The 25,959-nt window shown below is 70.3% G+C and carries 23 protein-coding genes and 1 tRNA gene; 12 read left to right on the top strand and 12 right to left on the bottom strand.

What is annotated here, in order from left to right:
* The first annotated feature begins 8 nt into the window (after positions 1-8).
* The 3 genes from ACZ5UI_RS24865 (at position 9) to ACZ5UI_RS24875 (ending at position 2,578) form a co-directional block, all read left to right on the top strand.
* The gene (locus ACZ5UI_RS24865) at positions 9-560 is read left to right on the top strand and encodes an alpha/beta fold hydrolase (RefSeq protein WP_464192213.1); all 552 of its coding nucleotides are present in this window, start codon (positions 9-11) and stop codon (positions 558-560) included.
* Positions 561-728: a hypothetical protein gene (locus ACZ5UI_RS24870; protein ID WP_464192215.1), complete on the top strand. Its 168-nt coding sequence runs from the start codon at positions 561-563 to the stop codon at positions 726-728.
* 881 nt (positions 729-1,609) lie between these two features.
* Positions 1,610-2,578, top strand: a complete 969-nt coding sequence (locus tag ACZ5UI_RS24875; protein WP_464192217.1) for a hypothetical protein — start codon at positions 1,610-1,612, stop codon at positions 2,576-2,578.
* A 678-nt stretch (positions 2,579-3,256) separates the two neighbouring features.
* Here the strand turns inward: ACZ5UI_RS24875 and ACZ5UI_RS24880 are convergent.
* Positions 3,257-4,114, bottom strand: coding sequence for a hypothetical protein (locus tag ACZ5UI_RS24880; RefSeq protein ID WP_464192219.1), 858 nt, complete (start codon positions 4,112-4,114; stop codon positions 3,257-3,259).
* 537 nt (positions 4,115-4,651) lie between these two features.
* On the opposite strand from ACZ5UI_RS24880, the gene ACZ5UI_RS24885 reads away from it, so the two are divergent.
* The 4 genes from ACZ5UI_RS24885 to ACZ5UI_RS24900 all read left to right on the top strand — a co-directional run bounded on the left by ACZ5UI_RS24885 (position 4,652) and on the right by ACZ5UI_RS24900 (position 7,456).
* Positions 4,652-5,713 carry a YaaC family protein gene (locus ACZ5UI_RS24885; protein WP_464192221.1) on the top strand — a complete coding sequence of 354 codons (1,062 nt, stop codon included), beginning with the start codon at positions 4,652-4,654 and terminating at the stop codon, positions 5,711-5,713.
* Between the two features lie 93 nt (positions 5,714-5,806).
* Positions 5,807-6,505 carry a recombinase family protein gene (locus ACZ5UI_RS24890; protein ID WP_464192224.1) on the top strand — a complete coding sequence of 233 codons (699 nt, stop codon included), beginning with the start codon at positions 5,807-5,809 and terminating at the stop codon, positions 6,503-6,505.
* Positions 6,506-6,575: 70 nt separating this feature from the next.
* Positions 6,576-6,773: a hypothetical protein gene (locus ACZ5UI_RS24895; RefSeq protein WP_464192226.1), complete on the top strand. Its 198-nt coding sequence runs from the start codon at positions 6,576-6,578 to the stop codon at positions 6,771-6,773.
* 116 nt (positions 6,774-6,889) lie between these two features.
* On the top strand, positions 6,890-7,456 hold the full coding sequence (locus ACZ5UI_RS24900; RefSeq protein ID WP_464192228.1) for a hypothetical protein: 567 nt from the start codon (positions 6,890-6,892) through the stop codon (positions 7,454-7,456).
* A gap of 229 nt (positions 7,457-7,685) precedes the next feature.
* On the opposite strand, the gene ACZ5UI_RS24905 is transcribed toward ACZ5UI_RS24900, so the two are convergent.
* A tRNA-Val gene (locus ACZ5UI_RS24905) sits at positions 7,686-7,757 on the bottom strand.
* 48 nt (positions 7,758-7,805) lie between these two features.
* On the opposite strand from ACZ5UI_RS24905, the gene ACZ5UI_RS24910 reads away from it, so the two are divergent.
* Entirely contained in the window at positions 7,806-8,630 is an 825-nt protein-coding gene (locus ACZ5UI_RS24910; RefSeq protein ID WP_464192230.1) for a bestrophin-like domain, read from the top strand.
* A gap of 99 nt (positions 8,631-8,729) precedes the next feature.
* The gene (locus ACZ5UI_RS24915; RefSeq protein ID WP_464192232.1) at positions 8,730-10,352 is read left to right on the top strand and encodes a right-handed parallel beta-helix repeat-containing protein; all 1,623 of its coding nucleotides are present in this window, start codon (positions 8,730-8,732) and stop codon (positions 10,350-10,352) included.
* Here ACZ5UI_RS24915 and ggt read toward each other — a convergent pair.
* The 5 genes from ggt to ACZ5UI_RS24940 form a co-directional block, all read right to left on the bottom strand.
* Entirely contained in the window at positions 10,349-12,127 is a 1,779-nt protein-coding gene (gene ggt, locus ACZ5UI_RS24920; protein WP_464192234.1) for a gamma-glutamyltransferase, read from the bottom strand. The genes ACZ5UI_RS24915 and ggt overlap by 4 nt on opposite strands.
* 35 nt (positions 12,128-12,162) lie before the next feature.
* Positions 12,163-13,293, bottom strand: coding sequence for an aminomethyltransferase family protein (locus ACZ5UI_RS24925; RefSeq protein ID WP_464192237.1), 1,131 nt, complete (start codon positions 13,291-13,293; stop codon positions 12,163-12,165).
* Positions 13,290-14,222 (bottom strand): heme-dependent oxidative N-demethylase family protein, encoded by a 933-nt coding sequence (locus ACZ5UI_RS24930; RefSeq protein WP_464197882.1) that lies wholly within the window; start codon positions 14,220-14,222, stop codon positions 13,290-13,292. The genes ACZ5UI_RS24925 and ACZ5UI_RS24930 overlap by 4 nt, the downstream gene beginning before the upstream one ends.
* Positions 14,223-14,297: 75 nt before the next feature.
* Entirely contained in the window at positions 14,298-15,260 is a 963-nt protein-coding gene (locus ACZ5UI_RS24935) for a PDR/VanB family oxidoreductase (protein WP_464192239.1), read from the bottom strand.
* Positions 15,251-15,826 carry a dimethylamine monooxygenase subunit DmmA family protein gene (locus ACZ5UI_RS24940; protein ID WP_464192241.1) on the bottom strand — a complete coding sequence of 192 codons (576 nt, stop codon included), beginning with the start codon at positions 15,824-15,826 and terminating at the stop codon, positions 15,251-15,253. Before ACZ5UI_RS24940 ends, ACZ5UI_RS24935 begins: the two co-directional genes overlap by 10 nt.
* 120 nt (positions 15,827-15,946) lie before the next feature.
* Between ACZ5UI_RS24940 and ACZ5UI_RS24945 the strand changes: the two genes are divergently transcribed.
* Positions 15,947-17,161: a cation:proton antiporter gene (locus ACZ5UI_RS24945; RefSeq protein WP_464192243.1), complete on the top strand. Its 1,215-nt coding sequence runs from the start codon at positions 15,947-15,949 to the stop codon at positions 17,159-17,161.
* Between the two features lie 4 nt (positions 17,162-17,165).
* Here the strand turns inward: ACZ5UI_RS24945 and ACZ5UI_RS24950 are convergent, their stop codons facing one another.
* A complete protein-coding gene (locus ACZ5UI_RS24950) occupies positions 17,166-19,184 on the bottom strand; it encodes a molybdopterin-containing oxidoreductase family protein (RefSeq protein WP_464192245.1) in 2,019 nt (672 codons plus the stop codon).
* 199 nt (positions 19,185-19,383) lie between these two features.
* Here ACZ5UI_RS24950 and ACZ5UI_RS24955 point away from each other — a divergent pair, with 199 nt between their 5' ends.
* Entirely contained in the window at positions 19,384-20,739 is a 1,356-nt protein-coding gene (locus ACZ5UI_RS24955) for an ammonium transporter (RefSeq protein ID WP_464192247.1), read from the top strand.
* Between the two features lie 28 nt (positions 20,740-20,767).
* Complete coding sequence (locus ACZ5UI_RS24960) at positions 20,768-20,986, top strand: hypothetical protein (protein WP_464192249.1); 219 nt, start codon at positions 20,768-20,770, stop codon at positions 20,984-20,986.
* 84 nt (positions 20,987-21,070) lie between these two features.
* On the opposite strand, the gene ACZ5UI_RS24965 is transcribed toward ACZ5UI_RS24960, so the two are convergent.
* Genes ACZ5UI_RS24965 through ACZ5UI_RS24980 form a run of 4 tightly spaced genes read right to left on the bottom strand, consistent with a single transcriptional unit; the run spans position 21,071 to position 25,925 of the window.
* Positions 21,071-21,889, bottom strand: a complete 819-nt coding sequence (locus ACZ5UI_RS24965) for a GntR family transcriptional regulator (protein ID WP_464192251.1) — start codon at positions 21,887-21,889, stop codon at positions 21,071-21,073.
* Positions 21,890-21,901: 12 nt separating this feature from the next.
* Positions 21,902-22,420: a flavin reductase family protein gene (locus ACZ5UI_RS24970; protein WP_464192253.1), complete on the bottom strand. Its 519-nt coding sequence runs from the start codon at positions 22,418-22,420 to the stop codon at positions 21,902-21,904.
* Positions 22,417-24,531 carry a DUF1989 domain-containing protein gene (locus ACZ5UI_RS24975; RefSeq protein WP_464192255.1) on the bottom strand — a complete coding sequence of 705 codons (2,115 nt, stop codon included), beginning with the start codon at positions 24,529-24,531 and terminating at the stop codon, positions 22,417-22,419. The genes ACZ5UI_RS24970 and ACZ5UI_RS24975 overlap by 4 nt, the downstream gene beginning before the upstream one ends.
* The gene (locus ACZ5UI_RS24980) at positions 24,528-25,925 is read right to left on the bottom strand and encodes an acyl-CoA dehydrogenase family protein (protein WP_464192257.1); all 1,398 of its coding nucleotides are present in this window, start codon (positions 25,923-25,925) and stop codon (positions 24,528-24,530) included. The genes ACZ5UI_RS24975 and ACZ5UI_RS24980 overlap by 4 nt, the downstream gene beginning before the upstream one ends.
* Between the last annotated feature and the right edge of the window lie 34 nt (positions 25,926-25,959).

Genomic DNA, 25,959 nt, shown 5'->3' on the forward strand with positions numbered 1-25,959 from the left:
GCGGCCTGATGCTGATCAACACGTTCTTCGGCGACTCGCCGACGCTCGAGTTCCCCGAGTTTATCCGCCTGCTCGCCGACCCCCACCTCACGCGCCTGGCCGACCTGATCATCGCCGACCCCACGCTGCTGGGGCCGATCCTGCTGTTCACCAACAGCCGCCTGAGCCCGGGGCCGCCCGATCCGGAGGGACTGGGCGTGCAAGCGATCCTGCCCCAGTTCTTCGGCGACAGCGAGCAGCCCGACGCCATCGCTGCCATCCGCGCCTGGACGGCCACGCTGTTCCCCGCCATCGCCGAGCACAACGAGCAGATCCGAAGCGGCGACGTCGCCCAACTCGAGGTCCCCGTGGCGATCGCCTTCGGCGAGCACGACCCCTACTTCAACGCGGGCGTCGCCGAACACCTGCACCGGCTGTTTCGCGACTCGACCCAGCAGGTGATCGGCGACGCCGCGCACTGGCCGCAATGGGATCAGCCCGACGCGACCGCGGCCGCCACTGCCCGTCGTGCCCGTCATGGCTCCATAGAGCGAGCGATCACCCAGGTCATTTCGTCCTGAGTGGATCCGGTCACCTCGCCCGACCTCCAGGCGCAGGTCGAACGCCTGCTAGACGGGCCGGTGGCCTACAGCTCGATCAAGGCTGCCGCCTCCGGGCTCGCCAAAGGCGCTGATGCCACCGTCGAGCGTGTGGGGTGGGGCCTCTACGCCTGGCGCCAAAACAGCTGACCTATCACTCGCCCGATAGGTAATCCCGGTCGCGACGAGACGAGGCGCGTGATCTCTGCGGCAGTCTTCCCGACGAGATCGCCCTTCGCTGATCAAGATCTCGTCGTGGTACCAGCGAGCTGCTTCGCCAACTGATCCATCAGACCACTCGACGATCGCCCGTCGCGACCCGCTCGCTTCAATTGGTAGCGCCTCGAACGCGACGACCTCTCTCACTTGAGGCGTCTGCTCGGGTGGAACTGGATTCGAGTTGCGGGCTTGGCGCATTCTGGGGCCGGTGCGGCGCATGCCGACACCTCCCAGCATGCGCTTGATGGCCGCAACTAGTCAAGCGGATCGGCCGCACATCGAGACGGTCGAGTCTTGTAGACCTACGTCTCATCAACGATGATCGGAGAACTTTGATGGATGGAAAGACCGCTGCTCGCCCAGCGCGTCGGGGCGAGCGGATGCTCGAGATCAAAGTCCGCTTCTGGACGAATGACCTTGCGCCTGAAGGAGAGATCCTGCCGAAGCATGGTTGGACCCGCGGTGTCGTTCGGATCACTCCCAACGAAGCGCACGGCATTGAGTCTGGACGTGCGGTCCCGTTCAACTCCTTGCTTGAGCTGACGGCGAAGATCGAGGTTTCACCGACCCAGCAGCGGCCCGTGTTACGAGCTGCTACGTCAAGGAGTCCTGGACAATCTCCTCGCGAATCCAGAAGTTCTTCTACTACCAGATGCGCGGCGAACCTGGCTTCGACTCGGGCCTGCTTGCACAGAACTCGATTAGTCCGCGCGCCGACTGGACCATCTTTAGTAACCGCCCCAAACGCCCGTCTTCGTTCAGCCCGCCGGCGAATTGCTAGCGCTTTGCGATCGCTTCGACTGATCACATCCGTGCTGCTCGGGACGCTTGTCGTAGCGGCTTCGGCCGACGCGGCGGCAGGGCCGGCGATACTGCCGACGGGCGTTACCGCGATCACGGATGGTTCGGGAACGCTCGTGGTCTGGGACCGGGCGCACCACGTGGCGCTGCTTGTCCCAGACGGCACTGCACTGGACAGCAACACCAGCACAGTCACTCCTCCGGACGGCTGCTTTCCGAGCGCGGCCGCTCCGGACGCCCGCGTCCTATTCTCGTGTGATTCTGACGGTTCGGGCGCCGTTTCGCCGCTGATCTATCGGGCGACGGGCGGCGGATGGGAAACGCCGGCTGGGGGACCGGCGCTCGTGGAGTATCAGCGCACGAGGCTGTCCAGCGGCCAGGTCGACGGCTTCTCGTTCTCTGCCTTGGGCACATCTTTGGCGATCCTGGAGGCGGAGGGCGGCAAGAGTGCTGGTCGGGAGTTCGTCGATCTCGCAACCGGCTCACGCGTGTCGTTCTCGGCATCCGAGCGCCGCAACCGCGTCTCGACCCCCGACACCCCGACGGGCGCGGCGCCGCTTTGCCAGCCAGTTGTGCGCAGGACGCGGTCGGCGAGTACCGATGGCAGCGACCGGTACCGCCAGCTCCAAGCGGCGCAAGCAGTTGGACGCTGGACGCTACGGCGGTGGGACAAGCCCGCGTTCCCGCCGACCGGTACGGCACCGAAGTCCACTTCAAGCTTGACGCTGCAGCGCTGTGGCAGCCACCACGAGGTGACGCTGAGCAAGGCGAACTTTGATTCGCCCATGCTGACCGCGCGGTATGCGGCATGGGCGGATGGCCGGGGACTACATGTCCGGGTATTCCGCACCGGCAAGACTGAGGCGCGACCGCTGCCCAGACTTGCAAGTGGCCTGCACTACGAGCTTTCGGGAACGCAACGGCGGGTCGTCGTCAGTGCGCCCGGAACCAATCGTCGGGTCAGAGTCTTCACGCTCTGACGAGTTTGGCCCGGGTCTAGGTCCCGGCCCCGCGCTGTTGGTACGACGAGCAGCCGTGCGTCTGCTCGTCGAGCCGGCAACTCACTGCGCGCTGTGGTCCCGCTCCTCTGCCGCCTCGAACCCGTCTGACTTCAGACCTGTCACGAGTTCGCCCGGGTCAGTGTCCAGCCCCTCGGCCAGCTTCAGGCAGGTTCTTGAGGCTCAGATTGCGCCTGGCGGCTGACCTACTCCGAGAACAAGGGGAACGGCGGCACGTACGCCTACTTCGTTTGCCCGATGCGCCAGCGCAAGCAGTGCGTTGAGGGCTACTTCCGAGTGGACCGAGTGGAGCTGGCGGTGGAGGACTACTACGCAACGGTGGTCATCGACGAGGCTCAGCGGGGCCGGATCCGCGCCGCAGTACAGGCGCAGGTCGGCGATCTCGCGGCCACCACTCGGCGCGAACTCGCTCGCTGCGAGACAGTCCTCGGAAGCCTCGATGCACTGGCGGCGTGTGTAGTGTCCAATCACCTGGGCGTAGCTCCATGGCCCGGCGTGCCGCTCTGCGTGCTGGCTGGCAGCCTGAGAGTTCGATCCGATCTACGCGGAGGCCCGCAAGCTCGGGATTGCGATGGACAACGAGCGGGCCGGTCGCATCATGGACTTGGCTGTCCGGAGGCTCGGCCTCTGGTCGGCGGGCTAGTGATCAATCGCGTTGAACTCGCCCATGAGGCGGTACAGGAGTTCTTGGAGTACCCCGGCATTATCGATGGCTTTTTGGAGCGTCTCAGTGCTCACTCGCGAAGGGCTGTGTACGGCGACATTGCGCGTGTCTTTGAGGGCGCGAATTGGCTCCGCGAACTGTTCGGACCACTGTTCCAAACCGTCGCGCATCCTTGGCGTCAACCTCTCGATTTCGTCCTCGTACCAGATCCGCCCTTGATACCTACGGCGGTTCTGGCCAGTCGCGAATTGGACGTACGGTTCAAGCCGCGCGTACAGATCAAGAAATTGGCCCAGCAGCCGGTCGCGGTCGTCGCTCTCGGGACTTGGCTCTGCGGTCTGCTCGGGGGACTGTGGCACTTGGCTCTCTCGAATGTTGCGCGCAACGTCGTCCTGGTCGGGCGCAAACGAGACGTTCACCGTGTTTGCCTGCTTTTGAGTCTGCTGCACGGAGAGCGTCTGTAGCAGCGTCTGATGCAGGGTCGAGACTCGATCTTCAGTCTCGGCTAGACGCTTCTCCTGCTCCCGAACTCGACGCTTCAGGGTGATCATTCCCCCGATGCCAATCTCGCTTAGGTCGGGCCAGAGCAGTAGCCCGATGAGGAGGAAGAACGGCACGAGTTCGAGCATGCGCGGCGGATCACAGACGGTCTTGATCTGAGGGTTCTGGTCCGGCCCTGCCACGACTCCGTGACAGACATCGGCACTGCCAACGACCCCTAGGAAGAACAGGAGCGCTCCGACTGCGATTGCGAACGCGAAGGCCCAACGCGCCCAGTCCCAGAGCGAGGGCTTCTCGTCGTAAGGCTGTTCGGGCTGCTCGTTAGCGGTCACAGACTTCTGCCTCGGTAGGTAGTCGCGGTAGTCCCGTGAAGGCCAGCGCATGAAGATCGCTGAGCATCCTTCCAGAGCGTGCAGGTCCACGCATTGCCCCGCTGATTTGGGGCAGCGGACGCCAGATCGTCCGGTCTCGCGAAGTGCCGAATCGTCAGCACTGACCGGGCGCAGCAACCCCAGCGACCCAATCACCGCACGCGCTCCGGGGTCGGAGTTCGTCGGTCGGCGTGCTGGGGGTTGCTGGGGGTCGCTTGTCGCCCACCTGGCGCGCCCCGAGAACTGGCACGCTGGGGATCAAAAACTGGAGGCATGGAAACCACCGAAACCCACGTCACGACTGACCGCGTGATCACGGATCCGACCTCTCCGGAGGTAGTGCAGATCCCCAACGCCGGTCGTGGCCTGCTGCCTACATCTCGTTCCGACAAGCGACCGGAAGACGTGTTCTCAGAGCCTGAGTAGTTCCGCCGATGGTCGAGCGACCATGCGCATGTGCCAGACGAACGGACTCAGGCATGGCGGGATCTCCGAGCGATGAGGGCCGCGCCGGTCGGTATGGCGGCTGAGGACGAAGCTCGACGGGCTGTCTTCTCGTCCTCGCTTCAGCAGGCTCAAGAGCTTGCCGACGCCTCATCAGACGCCGGTTATGCCACGAAGCCTCTGCTTCAGTTCTACGCCTTGAGTCAGGGCCTGCGGGCCTTGAACGCAGCCGTAGAGGAAACCGACCGGTGGCGAATCAGAGGCCACGGCGCGAGCGTCGAAACCGGCGACAAATTGATGGCAACGAAGACGACACCAAAGCCTTCGGCCAAGTCGGACTCAATGGACAGCCTGACGGCTGCGCAGGGCGGCTCCGAGCTTCAGTCCCTGCCAATGACAGAGGCGATGTCGTTCGGTGCGATCTGGCTAGCCAACGCCCGGATTCCCGACCTACCCGACGACCTTCGCGTCGTTGGCGCGCGCCCGCTGCGCGTGCATGTCCCTCCGGTGCAGCAGGTGCACGAAATGGCCTTGAAGGCGGGTCGTGTCGACCTCGCGCTTGAGGGCCTAAGCGCAGATCTCGCTAACGAAGAACTGGTGGAGGCGCTGAAGGCGTACCCGACGCTTGCGGGCGCTGTACCGACCTCGACCTTGATCCCAGATGAGGAGATCCTTGGTCAACCGCATGTCAAGGGGAAGGCTCAGCTTCGGTTTGCCGACGAAACCCCGCGACGTGGCTTAAGGATCCCTGGCGTCCAATGGACGAAGAACGCGCCGGTCGTCTCCTGGTCCCTTTTGACTATGAGCAAGGATGACGCGCAGGAGTTGTTCGAACGCGTCGCCCCGGTTCCAGTGAGGAAGACCGACACCGTGCGAATGGTGTTTCCAGCGTTGGGAGGCTCCCCAGCGCCGCCATACCCGGCTCTGATGTGGCTCCTCCTGCACGCCCTGTCGACGTTTGTCCGCTACGAACCCGAGCATTGGATGGCGGCAATCGACCTCAACCGCTCTCGCCTCGCGGTGGCTCTCGAAGACGTGTGCGATCAGATGGATGAGCTAATCCCGATCAGTCTTCGGACCTGGATCCGCGTTTCTGCGGGGAGTGAAGCTCCCTAGCGTCCCGTTGGGTCGCTGGGTCGCTAACTGAGAGCAGGCGCCTCATTTCACCCGCCCTGGCGGCACTGTATATCCGCCGCCAACATCGCGGATATGAAGCTTGCCTCCTACACCCGAACTTCGACCGCCAACGGCAAGGGCCAAGACTCGCTATCGGCTCAAGCCGACGCCTGTCGTGCGTGGGCCGACGAGAACGGCCATGAGGTCGTGTCCGTGTTCCGCGATGAAGCCCTGTCGGGTGGCCTGGGCGTGGAAGACCGACCGGGCCTGGGCGCTGCGTTGGTCGCGCTTGAGTCCGGCGAGGCTGAAGGGCTGATCGTCCATCGGCTCGATCGCTTGGCTCGCGAGCTTCACGTACAGAAAGTCGCCCTAGCCCACGCCTGGAACGTTGGGGATCACGTCTGCGTCTTCGAAGTGGTCGAAGGCGAAGTGCCGCGCGACGACCCCAACGACCCACACCGTCGCTTCCTGCGTCAGGTCGTGGGTGCTGCCGCTGAGCTTGAGCGAGGACTGATCAAGGCGCGTCTTCACGGTGGTCGTCGTCGGAAGGCTGCGCGCGGTGGCTACATCGGCGGGCCGCGCCTGCATCGTCGCTACGGCTACCGACTCGAAGATGGCGAGTACGTGCCGGTGGAGGCTGAGCAGGCCGTCATCGGCCGCATTCGGTCCATGCGCGAGAGCGTAGCCACTTGGCAGGCCGTGGCCGACGCTCTCAACGCCGATGCCGTCGAGCCACCGAGCGGACAGGCGTGGTACCCGATGACTGCGCGCCGGATCGCTCTGCGCCCCTAGCAACCCCAGCGAAGCAACTCGGACGCTAACTGGCTCACTACTCGGTTGCCTCGAACTCCACGATGCCCGCATGGACCTCAGAGAGCGCATCTGGCGCGCAATCCCGGACGACGGCACCGAGACCAACGGCGACCGCATCCGGCAGGCGCTCGGGTGCGAAGCCGTCCCTCTGCACAACGAGCTACTTCGCATGAAGCATGACGGCCTGATTCGAGCGATCTTCCCCGGCGGGATGACGCTGCCGTCTCGGGTCAGTCGCGCGGTCTGAGCCAGTCGCCGGCCCGCCGGGAGAAAGAATCCCCACTACATCTCTGGGGTTGCCTTGAGTACGGGGTAGTGGTCCCACACCGAAGGCCGAATTTGGGAAGTGGTACGAATCCCAGCATGGCTACCGGAGGCTTCTTCGACCCGGAGGAACTAGCCCGCATTCAGCGGCAGCTACGGCCCGTGTACGACGCCATCGAACAGATGCGGCCAGCAATGGACGGTGCCCAACGGTTCATCAATGCCTACCTCGATGCGACGCAAGGGGCCTGGCCCCAGTCGATGCCTGCAATCTCGGCAGGAGTGCAAGAGGCACTGAAGACCTACCAGAACGCGATCACGCCGGACCTGCGTGACGCGATTAGGCAGTCGGCTGCCAGTTCGGTCTTGGCCAACGTGCGGATCGCCCAAACTGCGGTACAGGCCCAGGAGGTTGCCGAGTGGGTCGCCGCCGCAGAGACGGTTGAACTCGGGGAGGACGAGACGGTTGAAAGCTGGGTCGAACAGCTACCACCTATCGAGCAGCGGCGAATCTTCGTTCTTGGCCTAACCGCCCTCTTCTCTTTCTGCAACGCGGCCGAGACGATGGCCGGTGCGGGCGTCTCGGACAACCTGTCAACGGTGATCTACGCGCTACTCGCCGTGCTCGAACTCATCAGTGAGCTAGTCGCGCGTCAAGAGGGCTAGCGACCCCAGCAACGCCCGTGGGGAAGGACAATGCACAGCCAATGCGCGAGCGCTTAGACACGCGAGATTTGGCTCTCTAGCGGGATTCCGGCGGCTGCATTGCTGCGGCTGCTGGGGTTCAAGTCGTGATCGGGCTGTGCATTGTGCGTGCATTAAGCGCCTGGCTGGCTTGTCCAACAGGCGGATCCGGGCCAGCAAAAAACCCCGCTTTTGCGGGGCTTTTGTCTGATGGGCGCGGCTGGTTTCGAACCAGCGACCTCTCGCGTGTGAAGCGAGCGCTCTCCCACTGAGCTACGCGCCCGGATGGCGGGTGGAGATGGTAGCGAGAGATGGATAGCGTCGGGGCCTGATGTTCTGGATCGTCGCCATCTTGGTCGCCGCGGCGGTCGTTGGGTTCTTCGGGCAGCAGCGGTTGTTGGCCCGGCGGGGGCGCCGGCATCCCGATGCGGATGTGGAGGGGTTGCCGGCGGCGGAGCTGGTGATTCCGGTGCGGACGCTGGCCGCGCTGCTGCTGGCGTTCGTGCTGCTGTCGTCGTACACCTCCTACCAGGACGCGCAGGATGCGGCCGCCTCGGAGGCGGGCGCGGTGCTGGCGATGGCCGAGGACGCGGTGGTGCTCAGCGACACGGCGCGCACCGACGTGATCGGCACGCTCAGCTGCTACGCCCGCTCGGTCATCGGGCCGGACTGGGCGGCGCAGGCGGCCAGCTCGGACGGGCGCGGATCGCCGATCACCGACGCCGCCTCCAACCGGATCACCGAGGCGCTCGACCGGGCCCGGACCAGCACGGCCGATCAGGTGGCGGCAGGTGCGGTCCTGGCCGACGACTCGACGCGCATCCAGGCGCGCATCTCGCGCCTGGACGAGAGCCGGCCGAGCGTCCCGACCGAGCTGTGGGCGCTGCTGATCGTCTCGGTCGCGATCATGATCGCCGGGCTCGGCGCGCTCGGGCACCCGGCGGTCCGTACGCGCATCCAGGTCGGCATCCTCGTCGGCACCACCGTGGTGTTCGGCCTCACGCTGCTGGTCATCCACGACCTCGACCGGCCGTTCTCCGGGCCGGCGAAGATCGAGCCGAGCGCGATGCGCGACGTCGAGCGGCGGATCGCCACGCTGCCGGGCTCGACGGCGACGCCGCCCTGCGACAGGGACGGCCGGCCCGCGGCCAGCTGAACCGACGCGGTCCTTGTGTCGCGCATTTGACACAAGGAAGTGGAAGAACCCCGCAATCCGGTCCGTCGACCGGACATGCGATACGGACTGTCTCTTGCCTTGGCCACGGCCGGCTTGGCCTGCGCGACGTCGACGGCGTCGGCGACCAACCTGTGCGTCAACGCGCCCGTCGGGTGCGTCGGCACCGCGGTGTCGGCCGCCAACCTGCAGAGCGGCGCGCTGTCGGGCGGCGCGGCGCCGGCCGGCGCGTTCAACGACGGCACGCCGGACACGATCCAGATCGCCGCCGGCACCTACACGACCGCGGGCACCTTCACGCTGGACGTCCCGGGCTTCGACCCGGTGACGATCACCGGTGCGGGCGCGACCGCGACGAACCTGACGAGCACGAGCAACGCCAACGTCTACGTGCTCAACCTCGGCACCACGCACCCGCGCACGGTCAGCGACCTGCGCGTCCGCATCCCGGCCAGCGCCCCGGACGGCGGCGGCGGCGCGATCACCGCCGGTTCCGCCACCAGCACGCTGCGCAACCTCCGCATCGAGAGCGACAACCCGGGCGGGCTGGGCCTGACCACGGGTGGAAACACGGTCACGCTGGACGCCGTGGACATCGTGACGCCCGGCAACAACGCGTTCTGGGCCACGACCGGCACCAACGCCACCATCACGGGCTCCCATCTGGAAGGTTCCGTCGCCGCGTTCCTCCAGAACGGCTCGTCGGCGACGATCGACCGCTCGCGGCTCGTGGCCCGCGTCGACGCGGGGATCAGCGCGCTGGGGCTGTACGTCAACGCGTCCGCGACGGCCACCGTGCGCAACTCGCTGATCCAGCTCCAGGGTGACGGCGTCAACCAGGCCCAGGGCGTCCTGGTGTCCTCGGGGGCATCGCCGGCCACGACCAGCGCGACGCTCGACCACGTCGACATCGTGATCCCCACAGGGTTCCCCGGGGGCGCGACCAAGGGCCTCTCGGTCAACGCCAGCGCCTCGGCGGACGCGACGCTGACCATGACCGACAGCATCATGCGCGATCCCGACGTGACCGCCACGCGCGTCGGCACCGGCGGCCACGCGGCGAACCTGACCGTGCAGCGCAGCAACGTCTCGGGCCTGCCGGCGGGCACCGGCCCGGGAACGACCGTCTCGACCGACAACGTCGACGTCACGCCGGGCTTCACCAACGCGGCCGCCGGTGACTACACGCTGGCCGCCGGCTCGCCGATGATCGACGCGGGCACGCCCGGCTACGCGCTGAGCGCCCTGGACCTGGCCGGCCTGGCCCGCGTCACCGACGGCGACGGCGACGGCACCGCGCGCACCGACATCGGCGCCTTCGAGCGGGCCGGCGTCGCGCCCCCGGCGATCCCGGGCGGCGGGGGCGGCGGAGGCGGGGGCGGTGGCGGTGCGACCACCACCACGACGCCGACCGGCACCGATCCGACCCCGTCCGCGCAGGCGCCGACCCCGAGCGGCACCGCGCCGTCCGCGACCACGAAGCCGAGCACGGCGGCGATCGGCTGCCGCGTGCCCAACCTGCGCGGACGCACCGCGTCGAGCGCCCGCAAGGCGCTGACCAAGGCCCACTGCACGGTCGGGCGCGTCATCCAGCCCAAGCACGGCAAGCAGCTGCGCGTGAGCAGCCAGTCGCGTCGCGCGGGCACCCGCGCGAGCGCCGGCGCGCGCGTGTCGATCCGGCTGGCGCCGAAGCAGCGCGCCTAGCCCGCGGTCGGGTCCGGGTTCTCCGGGCGCACGACCATCGCGCTGCCTCCGCCGCCCCGCCAGGACTCGGTGGCGGTCTGGAGGCGGCCGTTGGGCAGGAACGACAGGCCGGCGGCGATCCCGATGTAGTCGCTGGTGGTGAACGTCTCGCCCAGCGCCCCCAACGGGTCGCCGTAGCGCTTGACGAAGCTCGGCTCGGCCTCGATCGTCGCGCCGTTGCGCGAGCTGGCCCGGGGCGCCTCGATCGCCTCGGGCAGCGTCATGCCGAAGTCGATCTGGTTGATCAGGGTCTGCAGGACGGTGGTGATGATCGTCGCGCCGCCGGGGGACCCGATCGCCTCGACCACCTTGCCGTCGCGCAGGACGATCGTCGGGCTCATCGACGAACGCGGCCGCTTGCCCGGCTGCACCGAGTTCGCGGTGCCGGGCGGGAAGTTGAAGTCGGTCAGCTCGTTGTTGAGCAGGAACCCACGGCCCGGGACCGTGATGCCCGAGCCCGCGATCTGCTCGATCGTGTTCGTGTACGACACGACGTTGCCCCAGCGATCGGCCACCACGAGGTGGTTGGTGTGCTGCTCGTGCTCGGGACCGCCGTCGACGGTCGTGCGCAGGCCGGCCGACCCGCCCTGGAACGCCCACGGGTCGCCGGGCGCGACCGGCGTGGTCAGCGCCGTCGGGCCGATCAGCGCCGCGCGCTGGGCGGCGAAGTCGGGCGACAGCAGCCCGCGCACGGGCACGTCGACGAAGGCGGTGTCGCCGACGGACGCGCCGCGGTCGGCGTAGGCCAGCTTGGACGCCTCCAGGTAGCGATACAGCGCGTCGGCCCGCGGCAGCTGGGCCAGGTCGAAGCGCGACAGGATGTTCATCGTCTCGCCCACGGTCAGCCCGCCGCTGGAGGACGGCCCCATCCCGTACAGCTGATATCCGCGGTAGTCCCACGTCACCGGATCGCGCAACAGCGCCCGGTAGGCGGCCAGATCGGCCGCGGTCATGCTGCCCCCGGCCGCCGGCGTCGCGCCGGCGGCGGGCGGCGGCGCCTGGACCGTGGCGGCGATGTCCTGCGCGATCGGGCCCGTGTAGAACCAGCGCCAGCCGTGGTCGGCGATCTGCTCGTAGGTCGAGGCCAGATCCGGGTTGCGGATCAGCGTGCCCGCGGGCGGGACGGAGCCGCCGGGCAGGAACAGCGCCGCGCTGGCCGCGAAGCGTCCGAGCTTGCCGGCGTTGCGGCTGAGGTTCTCGCTCAGCGCGGAGTCGATCACGTACCCCTCGGAGGCGACCTGCACGGCGGGACGCAGCACGTCGGCCAGCGGCCGGGTGCCGAAGCGGTCCAGCGCCGCGCCCCACGTGGCGACGTTGCCGGGCACGCCCACGCTGAGCCCGCTCTCGACGGCGTCCTCGAAGGGCATCGACCCGCCACCAGCGGTCAGGAACATGTCGGGTCGCGCGCCGGACGGGGCGTTCTCGCGGCCGTCGATGGCGAACACGCGATGGTCGCGGGCGCGGTAGTACAGGAAGTAGCCGCCGCCGCCCGGGCCGGCGACCGTCGGCTCGGTGACGCCGAGCGTGGCCGCCGCAGCCACCGCCGCGTCCGCCGCGTTGCCGCCCTGTCGCAGGACCCGGATCGCCGACGCCGTGGCGTAGGCGTTCATCGTGGCCGCGCCTCCGCCGGTGCCGTAGGCCACCGATTGGCGGGGCAGCGACTGAGGCGCGGCCACCGCGCCCGGCGCGGTGACGAGCGCGACAGCCAGGGTGGCGAAGGCGGCTCTGCGCAGCATGGCCCGGGCGTACCCGGGCCGCTGACGGGCCAGTCTCAGCCCTTGGCGATGCGCTTGCTCTTGGAGGGGTCGTCGAACGGCAGCGCCTGCGCCGTGGCGGCCACCGAGACGCTGCCACGGACCTCCAGCGGCGTGTCGGCCACCGCGAACGGCACGTCCAGACGGGCGATCGCCATCGACGTACCGACCAGACGCGAGACCATCGCGCAGGTGATGACGCCGACCTGCCGGCCGTCGGCCCACAGCGTGTCGCCCTCCGCGGCGGCCGCCTGGCCCTCGAGCAGGACACCGAAGATCTTGAAGCGCTCCTGGCCCTGCCGGCGCGCGTGCTCCTCGGCCCCGCGGAAGCCGGTCTTGCCGGGCGACACCGTGAAGTCCAGGCCGAGCTCCCACAGCGTGTCCCCGGGGCGCTCGTCGGCGAACGGGTACATCTCGGAGTTGTCGTAGGGATAGAACAGCAGGTAGCTCTCCACGCGCAGCCAGTCCAGCGTCGTGAACGCGCACGGGACGATGCCCAGCGGGGCGCCGAGCTCGAGGACCGTGTCCCAGATCTTCGGCGCGTCCTCGCGCTTGCAGAAGATCTCGTAGCCGCGCTCGCCCGTGTAGCCGGTGCGCGACAGCATGATCGGGCAGTCGAAGAGCGTCGCGTAGCGGTGATGGAAGTAGTTGAGGTCGGGCACGCCGGGGATGTGCTCGGCCAGGAAGTCGACCGCCACCGGCCCCTGCAGCGACAGGTCGTGCAGGTCGTCGTCGAAGTGGATCGCCACGTCGCGCCCGGTGGCCGAGCGGGTCAGCTGGGCCAGCCCGTCGCCCGCGCCGTGTACGACGAACCACGCGGTCGGGCCGGTGCGGTAGACGATGCAGTCGTCGACGAAGCAGCCGCGCTCGTCGAGCATCGTCGCGTACACCGCCTTGCCCGGATACAGCTTGCGCACGTCGCGGGTGACGGCCTCCTGGATGACCTGCTCGGCGTGCGGGCCGACGACGTGGACCTTCTTCAGCCCCGACACGTCCATCAGCCCGGCCCGCGTGCGGATCGCCTCGTGCATGTCGGCCAGGTCGCCCGCGTACGTCCACGCGGTGCCCATGCCGTTCCAGTCCTCCAGGTCGGAGCCGAGCGCCAGGTGCCGGTCGGCCAGGGCCGAGATGCGCCAAGGGTGGGTCATCGAACTGCCTCCGTGAGGGTCGCGTTGCGCTCGGCCAGCCAGTCGACGGCCATGTCGCGGTAGCGCGAGAGGCCCTTGTAGTCGACGAGGTCCTGCGGGAGCGAGGCCAGGACCCGCTCCAGGCGCAGCGCCCAAGCGGGCACCGTGCAGATCTCGTCCAGCGAGGCCAGGTAGGTGTGGATCGGGAACATCACCGCGTTGGACCGCGGCAGGCGGACGAAGTGCTGGATCTCGACGCGCAGGTGCAGGCGCTCGCCCAGATCCTCGTAGCGCAGCGAGGCCCGGTCGGGTCCCCACTCGGGGTACACCTCGGTGCACGTGTCCAGCCGGCGCCCGACGGTCATCGTCCAGTTCGTGCGCCGGTAGGAGACCCCAGGGGAGAGGCCGAGCAGGAACTGGAACGCGCGCGGGATCACGCCCATCTCGTGCACGCGCGGCACGGGCCCGTGGATCTCCAGAAAGCTCATGCCCAGGTCGAAGTCCAGCGACCAGTCGGCGCCGAAGGTCAGGATCCCCGCGTCGAAGAACAGGTTGTCGCCGCGGTGGTCGAGCAGCTCGATGTCCTCCTGCAGCTGCCGGGTGATCCACTCGAACGGCTCGCGGGGCAACGCGTCGTCGTCACCGACCGCGTAGGTCTGCTCGAGATCCAGCAGCCGGTTCGTCCAGTGGCGCTGGTCGCCGCGGCGCTCCAGCGTGAAGTGCTCGGGGAAGTCGCGGGCCAGGCGCGCGGTGGCGTCCTCGACGACGTCCCAGGCGGCCAGGCGCATGTGCGGCAGCACCTGGCAGCGGGCCGGGTCGGCGGCCAGCACCCGGTCGCGCTCGGCCACCTCGATCAGGTAGTGCTCGTCGACGTCGTAGACGTGCTCGCCCCACACGCCGACCCCGTTGGCGTGCGGACGCTCGGCCTGCTCGACGTTGGTGGCGTACATGTAGCTGTCGCCCTCGAAGGGGAACGGGAAGCGGGCGATCGCCTCCGGACTGTTGGCGGGCACGCGCGGTTCCTCTCAGGCGAGATCGAGCACGAGCGGGCCGTCGTCGGCGCAGCGCGAGATGCAGGGCATCACGACCGCGCCCGACGCGCGCTCGTCGGGGGTCAGGTAGATGTCGCGGTGGTCGGGCGTGCCGGCCACCACGCCCAGACGGCATTCGCCGCAGATGCCCTGGCGGCACAGGTAGGGGAGCTCGAGGCCGTGCTCCTCCAGCGCCTCCAGCAGCGTGACGTCGTCGCCCACGGTCAGCGTCGGCCCGCCGGGTCCCAACTGCGCCTCGAACGGCTCCATCGGCCCGCTGTCGACCGTGAAGCGCTCCAGGTGCACCCGCGACGGCGGCCAGCCCAGCGCCTGGGCCAGCTCGACCACGGCGTCCATCATCGGCGGCGGCCCGCAGATCGACAGGTGCGTGCCCAGCGGCTGGTCGGCCAGCGTCTCCTCCAGCGCGGCCAGCAGGTGCGTGCCGGCCGGGTCGGCGTAGGTGCGCACCGCGTCGGGGCACAGCGCCTCCAGCTCGTCCAGCAGCGGCCCGCCGCCGGCCTCGCGGAAGGCGAAGTGCAGCTCGAAGGGGACGCCGTCGGCGTGCAGCTGATGCGCATAGGAGACGAACGGCGTGATGCCGATGCCACCGGCCACGAGCACGTGGCGGCGGGCCCGGAGGAGTGGCGCGAACAGGTTGCGCGGCGGCTCGATGTCGAGCACGTCGCCCGGGGCGATGCGCTCGTGCACGCCGACCGACCCGCCGCGTCCGGAGCGGATGCGCCGCACGGCGATCCGGTAGGCGTCGGTCGACCACGGCGCACAGGCCAGCGAGTAGGGATTGCGGCGGGTGTGCTCCCCGGGCACGTGCACGACGACGTGGCTCCCGGGGGAGAAGACGGGCAGCGGCGTCCCGTCCACCGGCTCGAGCACGAGCTCGCGCACGTCGGGCGTGAGGTCGCGCGCGGCGGCGACGCGGACGGCCAGCGTCAGGCCCATCGGAGCTCCGGCTCGGGGAGGTCGCCCGGCGCCTCGGCGTCGGCCTGGAAGCCCATGTAGGCGCCCCGACGGCGCGAGAAGTGGTGGTAGACCTCGAGCGTGCGACCGCAGCCCGAGCAGGCGACGTGCGAGGTGGTCACGTCGGGCGTGACGGCCTTGCAGTGCGTGCACCACACGCTGCGCGCCTGCGACGCGGTCACCTCGGTGTGGATCTCGTCGCGTTCCAGGCCGGACTCCAGCGCCAGCGCGACGATGCGCCGCACCAGCGTCTCGCTGGCCGCCACGTACAGGCGCAATCCCACGCTGGCGCCATCCAGGCGGTCGCGCAGCGCGGCCTCCAGCTCGGCATCGCTGCCGCCGTCGCCGACGAGGACCTCGACCGCGACCGTCGCGTCCGCGCGCAGCGCCTCCACCAGTTGGGCGACCGCGCGGCCGCCCGGCGCCGCGACCACCAGGTGCGCGCGCCCGGCGCGGTCGGGCGCGAGCGTCGTGGGGTGCGGCACGCTCGTGTGGAGCGCGCTGACCCCGGTCGGCTGCGGCGTGGCCGTCTGCACGGTCGCGATCATAACTTCTGGAAGTAGAGGTTTACGCGGACCGATGGTCGGAGACGGCACCCGACCGGCTCGACACGTTGTCAGAGTTGCGCGCGCCGACCGGCCCGCCGCCGTACAGTCGGCGCGCCGACCGTGACTGAAGACGCCCTCTCGACCCTTGGCGTGCTGCTCGCCGCCGGCCTCGTGGCCCGCGCGATCGCCAGCTTCGTGCGCGTCCCGGAGGTCCTGCTGCTCGTCGTCTTCGGCGTGCTGCTGGGCCCCAACGTGACCGACCTGCTCGACGTGCCGTTGCGGTCGACCGGCGCGCAGCTGATCGCCACGATCGGCGTCTCGGCGATCCTCTTCCACGGCGGCCTGCACCTGTCGCTGAAGGTGCTGCGCGGCGTGGCGCCCACGCTGGGGCTGCTGGTCATCCCGGGCGTGCTGCTCACCGCGGTCATCACCGGCGCCGCGGCTCACCTGGCCTTCGGCCTGAAATGGGACGAGTCGCTGCTCGTGGGCGCGGTCCTGTCGCCCACCGACCCCGCGGTGCTGATCCCGCTGTTCCTGGCGCTCGGGGTGCGCGCGAAGATCTCCCAGACGGTGATCGCCGAGTCGGCGCTGAACGACCCGACCGGCGCCGTGCTCGCCGTCACGCTGGCCGCGGGCGTGGTCGGCGGCGACGCCTCGATCGGCGGCACGGTGGGCGAGTTCGCGCGCTCGCTGGGGGAGAGCGCCATCGTCGGGATCATCGCCGGCGTCGTGCTCTCGGCGGTGATCTCGACCAAGCGCGTGGGGATCTGGCGCGAGTCGGCCGCGACCGCGGTGCTGGCCATCGTCGTGGTGTCCTACGTGTCGCTGGACAGCAACGGCGGCTCGGGCTACCTGGGCGCGTTCCTGGCCGGGCTGGTGGTCGGGAACATGAACCTGCTGGGCCTGCGGATGCACGGCGACCACTCGGCCGAGATGCGCCAGTTCGCCTCCAACGTGGCCGACATCGTCACGCTCCTGGTCTTCCTGGTGCTCGGCGCCAACCTGCCGATCGACTCGCTCGTCGACCACCTCGGCGCTGCGGTGCTGGTCGTCGCCGTGCTGCTGCTGGTCGCCCGGCCGATCGCCGTGCTCGCCTGCGCGCTGCCGGATCGCCGGGCGCGCTGGACGCGCAACGAGCTCGCCTTCCTGTGCTGGACGCGCGAGACCGGCGTCGTGCCCGCCGCGCTGGTCGGCGTGCTCGCGGCCCAGGGGGTACCGGACGTCGACATCCTGGCCAGCGTCGTCGCGCTGGCGGTGCTGGCCACGCTCGTGCTCCAGGCCATGCCGGCCGGGTTCCTGGCCCGCCGCCTGGGCCTGCTGGAGGAGGATCCCTAGGGCACTAGAGGGGCGAGACGTGGACCTCGACGCCGTGCACCGCGGTGGCGTCGCCCATGTCGGACTTGTCACCGGGGTTGAGCACGTTGACGTTGGCGCCGTCGTGCTTGGGCCAGCGACCCTTGGTCGAGAGCGCGACGCCGAGCGGCACCGCGTCGGAGAAGGCGGCCTGCAGCTCCAGGCGGCCGACCGCGTTGGTCAGCGCCACTCGCTGCCCGTCGGCGATCCCCAGCCGGGCGGCGTCGTCGGGATGCAGGCCGACCAGCGCCGGACCCATGCGCCGGCTCACGCCCGCATCGACGGCGAACATGTCGTTGAGCAGCCAGGGCGACGCCGGGCTGAGCAGGCGGAGCATGCCGTCGGCCGGGCGCGGGTCGGCGTGCGCGAACGGCAGGCGGGGCAGGCCGTCGGCCACGGCCCGGTCGCTGGCCAGCTCGATCTGCCCGCTCGGCGTCGGGAACGCGAGGTCGGGGAACTGCACGATCGGCTCCGGGGTGAACGGGACGGTGCCCGCCGCGGCGAGCGTGGCGAAGTCCACGCCGGTGCCGGTCTGGCGCAGGATCTCGGCGATCACCTCGGCGTCCGACGCGTACAGCTCGGGCTCGGTGTAGCCCATCGCCGCGGCCAGGCGGCGGAAGATCTCGCTGTTGGGCAGCGCCTGGCCCGGCGGGTCGCCCGCGCGCACCTGGGCCGACACGGTCAGGTCGAAGTAGGGGAAGACGAGGTCGTCGCACTCCAGGAACGTCGCGGCGGGCAGCACGACATCGGCCAGGTCGGTCGTGTCGGTGGGGAAGATGTCGATGGCCAGCGTGAACAGGTCCTCGCGGCGCAGCGCCGCGTGCAGGCGCGCCTGCTGCGGGTTGGAGGCGGCGATGTTGATGTTCCAGGCGATCAGCGCGCGCGCCGTCTCGTTGTCCTCCAGCCGCTCGGCCAGATCCATCTGGCTGATCACCGGGCGCGGGCGCCGAGCCAGGTGGGCCGCGGTGACCCAATCGCCGTCGACGCCCCGCCGGGCCGAGCCGTTGAGGTAGAGGAAGCCCGCGCCCGCCCGGCCCAGGTTGGCGCTCAGCGCCGGCAGCAGGCCCACGGCGCGCGTGGCGTTGCCGCCCATCGGCTGGCGCTGCATGCCCTGCCCGATCCACAGCAGCGAGGGGCCGGGCGCGTAGCGGCGCGCGGCCTCCTCGATCAGCGCCGCCGGGACGCCGGTGGTGCGCTCGCCCCATTCGGGCGTGCATGGCTCCAGCGTCGGCTCGAGCGCGTCGAACCCGATCGCGTGCTCGGCCAGGAACGCGCGGTCGGCCAGGCCGTCGCGGACGATCACGTGGCCGAGCGCGAAGGCCAGTGCCGCGTCGGCGCCGGGGAACGGCTGCAGGTGCAGGTCGGCGCGCCGCGCGGTCGGCGTGGCGATCGGGTCCACGACGATCACGTCGCCCGGTCCGCTGGAGACCCAGTGCTCGTCCATGTGCGGCGCCGAGGCCGACGGGTTGGCGCCCCACACCAGCAGGCAGGCGGCGTCGCGCAGCGTGCGCGGATCGAAGCCCACCTCGGACGCGCCGTACACGTAGTCCAGCGCGATGTGGCCGGCCAGGTTGCAGACGGAGTCGGGATCGACCTCGGTCGCGCCGAGCCGGTTGATGAAGCGCTGGCCGAAGCCGTAGCCGAGCTGGGCGAACGTGCCGGTGTAGTGCGTGTTGAGGATCGTCTCGGGTCCGGTCTCGGCCACGATCGCGCCCAGCCGCTCGGCCACGATCCCGGCCGCCTCCTCCCACGAGGCCTCGCGCCAGCGACCCTCGCCCTTGGCGCCGGCCCGGACGAGCGGCTGGGTCAGCCGCGCCGCCGGATCCAGGAACGCGCCGTTGTAGCCAGTGGTGCACTTGCGGCACAGCCGCCCGCGGCTGACGGGGTGCTCGGGATCGCCGCGGACGGCGTGGATCGCGTCGTCGCGACGGATGACCAGGACGCCGCAGGCGTCGTAGCAGTCGCGCGGGCAGGTCGTGCGCACGGTCTCCGGCAGGGCGGCCATGCCCGGGGAGTGTGACGCCCGCCGACCAAAACGTCCATTCCTAGGGGTTTTCTCCCGCAACCTTGGACCGGCCGTCCGAGGGGTGGACAAATTTGCCCAGTCGGGTTCGGACCGGCGGTCGGTAGGCCCGCCCCGTGACCCGCTCGGATACTGCCCTCTCGACCCGCTGCCCATTGCTCTGCCTCGAGGAGGATCGCCCGTGAACGAAGAGGTCCGGACGGCGCTGGACACCGTCAACGCCGTCAACACCGAGTTCTTCTACTGGGTGTCAATCGCCCTGATGATGCTCATCCACGCCGGCTTCCTCTTCTATGAGGGAGGCGCGTCGCGGGTGAAGAACGTCCTGGCCGCCGCGATGAAGAACCTGCTGACCCTGGCGGTCGTGATTCCAAGCTTCTTCTTCTTCGGCTGGTTTCTCTACAACAGCTTCCCGACGGGTGTTCCCCGGCTGAATCCCCTGGCCGAGGCCGCGTTGCCGTGGAGCGCGAACATGGGGCCGAACCTGCTTGATCCGGCCAGCGGCGTGTTCTGGGGCGCGTTCGCCCTGTTCGCGGCGACCACGGCGTCGATCATGTCGGGCGCGCTGATCGAGCGCGTGCGCATCAGCGCGTTCCTGATCCTGGCCACGATCCTCGGTTCGGTCGTGTGGATCATCGCCGCCGCCTGGGGTTGGCACGGGGCGGGCTGGATGCTCACCGAGCTGGGCTTCCACGACGTCGGCGCGGCCGGCTGCGTGCACCTCGTCGCGGGCGCCTTCACGCTCGGCGTGCTGATCAACCTCGGGCCGCGCATCGGGCGTTTCGTCCGGGGCAAGGCGCAGGCGATCATCCCGCACAACCTGCCGATGACGATGCTGGGCCTGATGCTCATCTTCGTCGGCTTCTTCGGCTTCCTGATGGGTTGCGCGATCTACACGGGCGACGGCTACCTGACCATCTACGGAACGCCGATGAACATGTCGGCCTTCGTGTTCAACACGCTGATGGGCCTGGCCGGCGGCGTCCTGGGCGCCTACCTGACCTCCCGCGGCGAGCCGTTCTGGACCGTCTCGGGCGGCCTGGCCGGCGTCATCTCGGCTGCGGCCGGGCTCGACGTCTACCACCCGGCGGTGGCCTTCGTGGTCGCGGTCATCGGCGGTGCCAGCCTGCCCTACGTGGGCCGGCTCACGGAGAAGCTGAAGATCGACGACGCGGTCGGGGCGATCCCGGTCCACATGGTGTGCGGCGCCTGGTCGCTGATCGCCGTGGGGCTGTTCGCGTCGGGCTACCCCAACGTGGTCGGCCCGGACGTGTCGCTGGGCGGCCAGGTGGTCTGCCTGATCGTGTTCGTCGCGCTCGGCTTCATCCCCGGCTACCTGATCTCGGGGGCGTTGAAGCTGGCCGGCGTGCTGCGGGTGCCGCCGGAGGCGGAGGTCACCGGCCTGGACGCCACGGAGATCCCGGCGACGCCGTACCCGGAGGGCATCCCCTCGACGATGGGCGCGCCCATCACGGCGTCGATGGGCGGTGGGCTGGAACCGCAGCCCGTCGTGATGCATCGCCAGTCCGACATCTGATCACCACGAGCACGAGAGGAGGTACGACATGAACACGAGCCCGATTGACAAGTGGGAGGGGGCGGCCGACTACTTCACCTTCGGCCCCAACTCCTTCGGCACCTGGCTGTTCCTGGTGCTGGCGGTGGTCCTGTTCTGCGCGGTGATCGTGCGATCGATGATGCACGAGACGCGTTCCTACAAGGAGATCCACGCGGGCAACGTGTCCGCGCCGGTCGCGCTGGAGCCAGACGACCCGGAGCTCTGACCAAAGCGTCGCGGTCCCCAGGCCGCGTCGGGTGAGCGTGCAAGGCGGCCTCGCGGGATCACCCCCGCGGGGCCGTTCGCTCGTTCAGCCCCGGCGGGCCAGCGGCGGCAGGATCGAGCGCAGCGGCTCGTCGTGCTGCAGGGCGCGGTTGATGTGGACCGCCATGCGGCCCGGGCCGAACACGTTGTGGGAGTGCTGCAGCGCGGCACCGTCGCGGCCGTGCATCGTCTCGGTCAGCTCCAGGCCGGCCACCGGCGCGTCGAGCCCCAACGCGGCGGCCAGCGGCTCGCCGGGCGAGATCAGCAGCGCGCGCACCTCGGTGCGCGCGTAGGCCACCGGCGTGCCTTCGGCGGCGAGCACGTCGAGCAGCATCTGACCCTCGTGCAGGCGCCGCTCGAGCTGCGCCAGACGGGGAACGGCGACCGACGGTGCGACGACGTCGCGCATCCAGGCGGCGCGCTCGCCGTCGGCCAGCAGCGTGCGCTCGATCACCAGCGCCTCGGCGCGGGCGTCCAGGCCGAGCGCGTCGGACGCGTCGGCGCCCACCGGTCCGGGCGCGACGCGCAGATCGGCCACGCTGAGGCGCAGGCCCTGCCGACGGGCCAGCGACGCGTAGCTCTCCAGGACCTCCAGCCCGGCGCTGAGCGCGGGCGCGGCGCCGACGTGGCCGACGAACGTCCCGCTGCCCCGCCGGCGCACGATCTCGCCGCTGCTCTCCAGGCGCTTGAGCGCGGCCCGCAGCGTGCCGCGCGAGATGCCCAGCATCGCCGCCAGCTCGTGTTCGGGCGGAAGGCGGTCGCCGGGGCGGCGGCGGCCCGGGGCGAGCCACCCGCGCAGCGAGTGCTCGGCCGCGTCCACCAGCGGCGCCGCGCGGCGGCTGTCCTCGGTGGTGCTGAGCGTCATTCCCGCTGGAACCTACGGCGTCGCGGTGCCCAGCCCGTGGAAGCCGCCCGCGTAGAACAGCAGGGGGTCGCCGTCGCGGTGCTGCATGTGGTCGACCCGCCCGATCCACAGGCAGTGATCGCCCGCCGGGTGCAGGTCGACGACGCGGCAGACGAGGTGGGCCAGCGCGCCGTCGACGACGGGGAGCCCGTGCAGCTCGTGGAACCCGGGCGCCGGCTCCAGCGCCGCCTGGCCGGCGAAGTGCGCGGCCAGCGGCGCCTGGTCCTCGGCCAGCACGCTGATCGCGTAGCGGCCGGTGCGCGGGAGCATCTCGGCCATGCGGCAGCGCCCGAGGCTGACCAGCACCAGCGGCGGATCCAGCGAGACCGACAGGACGCCGTTGGCGGTCATGCCGTGGACGGCGTCGTCCTCCAGCGTGGTGATCACCGTCACGCCGGTGGCGAACCGGCCCATCGCGGTGCGCAGGCGGCGCGGCGCCGTCGCGCGGTGCACGGGGGTGTGGGCGGCCATGCCCGCCGATGCCGTCCTCATGCGCGCGGACGCTCCTTGGTCGGGTCGTAGAACGGGATCGTCGTCGTGGTCGCGGTCAGGCGCCGGTAGCGCCCGCCGTCGCAGCTGATCTCCACCGCCGTGCCCGGGGCGCTGTCGCCGACGGCCAGCCGGGCCAGCGCGATCGGGCGGCCGAAGGTCGGGCTGCGCACGGCGCTGGTCACCACCCCGACGCGGCGGCGGCCGATCAGCACGTCGTCGCCGTGCGCGGGGCACTCGCCGCCCTCGACCAGGAGCCCGGTGAGCACCCGCTGCGGATGGGCCTGGCGCTCGCGCAGCGCGTCGCGGCCGACGAAGTCCTCGCCGTCCAGCGCGACGGTGAAGCCGATCCCGGCCTCGTAGGGATCGACGTCCTGGTCGAACTCGTGGCCGGCCAGCACGAGCCCGGCCTCGACGCGGAGCAGCTCGAGCGCCTCCATGCCCAGCGGCGAGACGCCGAGCGGCGCGCCGGCGGCCATCACCGCGTCCCACACCGCCTCGCCGTGATCGGGATGGCAGAACAGCTCGTAGCCGAGCTCGCCGGTGTAGCCGGTGCGCGAGACGACGACCGGCACGCCGGTGCGGCCGTGCAGCCGCCCGACCAGGAAGCGGAACCAGCGCAGGTCGGTCAGCTGGGGCTGCCCCGGCCGCGTCCACACCAGATCGGCCAGCAGCTCGCGGCTGCGCGGTCCCTGGATCGCGAGGTTGTGCAGGGCGTCGCTGGCCGGCTTGACGAACGCGCGCAGCCCGAAGCGCTCGGCCAGCTCCTCCAGCCAGTCGCCGTCGCCCGGGCACCCGCCGACCAGCCGGAAGTTGTCCGGCGTCATGCGGAACACGGTGGCGTCGTCCAGCATGCCGCCGCTGTCCTGGCAGAGCGCCGTGTAGACGACCTGGCCGACGGCCAGCCGGCGCACGTCGCGGGTGACGCAGCGCTGCATCAGCGTCTCGGCGTCGGGCCCGAGCACCTCCCACTTGCGCAGCTGCGACAGGTCCATCACCGCGACCCGCTCGCGGCAGGCCCAGTACTCGCTGACGGCGCCGAGGCCGTCGAAGTGATCGGCCAGCCACACGCCCCCGACGTCGCTGACGCTGGCCGTGAGCGCGCGGACCCGGCCACCGAAGGCCGACTCCTGGGTGGTCACCGGCTCGGCGCCCGGCGCGGGCCGGCGCGTCACGGCCATCGAGAAGCGGTTCTCGGGGGCGTACACGCGGACATGGACATCGGTCAGCTCCCAGCCGTTGGAGGGGTCCACGTCGTCCGGGCAGGCCGACGACGCGCACAGCAGGTCGGTGGACGCGCGCAGCAGCACGTGATCCCCGGGGCGCGACCAGGGCTCGTCGGCGACGAGCAGGTGGTCGGCGTCGAACGCGGTGTTGTAGAAGAAGTTCAGGGCGGGCCAGCCCTGGCGGCCGGCGATGCCGAAGGGCGCCAGCCGGTCGTTGAAGTTGTCGGAGCAGTTGACGTGGCCGGGGTAGCCGAGGTCCTCGTAGTAGCGCGCGGTGCAGGCCAGCGCGAACGCGTCGTGGCGCCCGACGGTGTCGCGCACGATCGACACCAGCGGCTGCATGTCGGGGTCGAAGAACGTGTTCTTCAGTCCCGGCGTCGGGAAGGCCGCGCCGCTGAGCGTGCGCGTCGTCGTCGCGTCCAGCCCGCGCTCGACGCCGCGCTCCAGCGCGGCCAGGTCGAAGGCCAGGAAGTCCGAGCACTGGCGGCCGGCCACGTCGATCACCTGGATGTACTCGCCTGCGCGGACCTCGTAGGCCTGCGCGGTGGCGGCGTCGACGCGGAAGTCCAGGCGCGGCTCGGCCAGCGGCGCGGGCAGCTCGACCTCCGTCGCGCCCGGTCGGGGTGTCGCGCGCAGTACCTCGACCAGCAGCGCGCCCGGCAGCACGCCCAGGTCGCGCTCCGGATCGGCGGGGGCGGCGACCACCGCGGTGGTCGCGCGCTCGGCCACCAGCTCGGTGCCGCTGGGCACGGGACCCAGCGCGGCGCCGTGCAGCGTCACGTGCGCCTCGCGCCCGCTGTGCAGCAGGTCGGTGACGCGCAGGCGATCGTCGGGGGCCAGCGCGACGGTGGTCGAGCCACCGTCGCGCACCCACCAGCACTCGGTCATGCCGCCGTCGTGGCCTCGCCCTGCGCGGCCTCGGCCAGCAGCTGCTCGGCCAGCTCGCGCTTGCCGGCCGCGTCGAGCTTGCGCAGCTCGTTGTCGACCGCGCGCTGGTTGTAGGTCTGGTTCCAGTAGTCCAGCGCATCGAACCCCAGCAGCACCGCCTTGCCGACGAACTGGCGCAGCACCTCGTTCGTCGGCCCCATCACCCAGCCCGCCTTGGCGTCGCGCAGGTAGCGCTCCAGCTCCATGTCGCCGCGCTTGTAGCCCGTGCCGCCGCAGGCGTGGAGCATCTTGTCGACGACGTGCGCGGTGTTCTTGGCCGCCTCGAACTTGATCTGCCAGGCCCAGTGCAGGTACGTCGCGCGGGCGAACTCGCCGGGGGCCAGCACCCGGCTGTTGTGGTCGGTGGCCGCGTCCATCGCCTGCGCCACGGAGAAGCTGAAGATGCGGCACGCGTTGGTGTCCATCACCGCCTCGCCGACGTAGTCCTGGATGGTCGGGTAGTCCGCCACGCGCAGGCCGACGTCGACGTGGCGCTTGCGCGTGGTCTGGCGCTTGGCGATGTCGATCGCCCCCATGGCCAGGCCGTTCCACACCGAGGAGGATCCGATCAGGAACCAGGGATCGACCGACTCGTCGTTGGAGGCGGCGCCGTCACCCACCGGGCCGACGATGTTGGCCGCCGGGATCTCGACCTCGGGCACCTCCAGCGGGCCCGACTGGTTGCCGCGCAGGCCCATCGCGTCCCAGGTCGCCGGCTGGGCCACCGCGTCGTCGCCGTCGATCACGAACACCGACAGGTCGTCGTAGCCGGAGAACTCGGGGCTGGTGGTCTGCACGACGTAGAAGTCGGCGAAGCCCGCCGAGGTCGTCCACGACGCCTTCTTGCGCACGCGGAAGCCGGTCTCGGTGCGCTCGGCGCCCGAGGAGATCGGGTACCAGAAGTGCGACCCCGTCTCGGGATCGGAGTAGGACAGCGTGCCGATCTTGCCGCTGTTGAGCGGGCGGATGTACTTGTCGATCAGCGCGTCGGTCGGGCGCAGCATGATCGCCTGGACCGCCGCGGTGTGCATCACCCAGCACATCGCCGTCGAGGCGCAGCCGTACCGGGCGATCGTCTCGGCGGCCATCGCGAAGCCGACGTGGTCCTCGCCCAGCCCGCCCAGCTCGTCGGGCACGCACAGCGCCAGGAAGCCGTGCTCGCCCAGCAGCTCGAGGTTGCGCCGCGGGTACTCGATCGCGTCGTCGAAGCGCTTGGCGTTGGCGCGCATCTCGCGCTCGCACAGCTCGATCAGCAGCTCGCGCAGCTCCAGCTGGCGTTCGGTCAGCACCCAGTCGGGGTCCCAGTCGTAGCCGAGCCCCCAATACGGGGCGGACCCCCACGTCTTCTCCGGCATCGCATCCCTCCGCAGCAATCGGTGTGCTGCGGAC

The organism is Conexibacter sp. JCM 18997 (assembly GCF_055391915.1).

Bases quoted from the DNA above. Each gene is read 5' to 3' on its own strand.
- ggt (WP_464192234.1), bottom strand. From the start codon at position 12,127: ATGCTGCGCAGAGCCGCCTTCGCCACCCTGGCTGTCGCGCTCGTCACC.
- ACZ5UI_RS24910 (WP_464192230.1), top strand. From the start codon at position 7,806: ATGTTCTGGATCGTCGCCATCTTGGTCGCCGCGGCGGTCGTTGGGTTC.
- ACZ5UI_RS24900 (WP_464192228.1), top strand. From the start codon at position 6,890: ATGGCTACCGGAGGCTTCTTCGACCCGGAGGAACTAGCCCGCATTCAG.
- ACZ5UI_RS24925 (WP_464192237.1), bottom strand. From the start codon at position 13,293: ATGACCCACCCTTGGCGCATCTCGGCCCTGGCCGACCGGCACCTGGCG.
- ACZ5UI_RS24935 (WP_464192239.1), bottom strand. From the start codon at position 15,260: ATGGGCCTGACGCTGGCCGTCCGCGTCGCCGCCGCGCGCGACCTCACG.
- ACZ5UI_RS24965 (WP_464192251.1), bottom strand. From the start codon at position 21,889: ATGACGCTCAGCACCACCGAGGACAGCCGCCGCGCGGCGCCGCTGGTG.
- ACZ5UI_RS24960 (WP_464192249.1), top strand. From the start codon at position 20,768: ATGAACACGAGCCCGATTGACAAGTGGGAGGGGGCGGCCGACTACTTC.
- ACZ5UI_RS24980 (WP_464192257.1), bottom strand. From the start codon at position 25,925: ATGCCGGAGAAGACGTGGGGGTCCGCCCCGTATTGGGGGCTCGGCTAC.
- ACZ5UI_RS24895 (WP_464192226.1), top strand. From the start codon at position 6,576: ATGGACCTCAGAGAGCGCATCTGGCGCGCAATCCCGGACGACGGCACC.
- ACZ5UI_RS24885 (WP_464192221.1), top strand. From the start codon at position 4,652: ATGAGGGCCGCGCCGGTCGGTATGGCGGCTGAGGACGAAGCTCGACGG.
- ACZ5UI_RS24970 (WP_464192253.1), bottom strand. From the start codon at position 22,420: ATGAGGACGGCATCGGCGGGCATGGCCGCCCACACCCCCGTGCACCGC.
- ACZ5UI_RS24865 (WP_464192213.1), top strand. From the start codon at position 9: ATGCTGATCAACACGTTCTTCGGCGACTCGCCGACGCTCGAGTTCCCC.
- ACZ5UI_RS24940 (WP_464192241.1), bottom strand. From the start codon at position 15,826: ATGATCGCGACCGTGCAGACGGCCACGCCGCAGCCGACCGGGGTCAGC.
- ACZ5UI_RS24890 (WP_464192224.1), top strand. From the start codon at position 5,807: ATGAAGCTTGCCTCCTACACCCGAACTTCGACCGCCAACGGCAAGGGC.
- ACZ5UI_RS24930 (WP_464197882.1), bottom strand. From the start codon at position 14,222: ATGTACGCCACCAACGTCGAGCAGGCCGAGCGTCCGCACGCCAACGGG.
- ACZ5UI_RS24950 (WP_464192245.1), bottom strand. From the start codon at position 19,184: ATGGCCGCCCTGCCGGAGACCGTGCGCACGACCTGCCCGCGCGACTGC.
- ACZ5UI_RS24975 (WP_464192255.1), bottom strand. From the start codon at position 24,531: ATGACCGAGTGCTGGTGGGTGCGCGACGGTGGCTCGACCACCGTCGCG.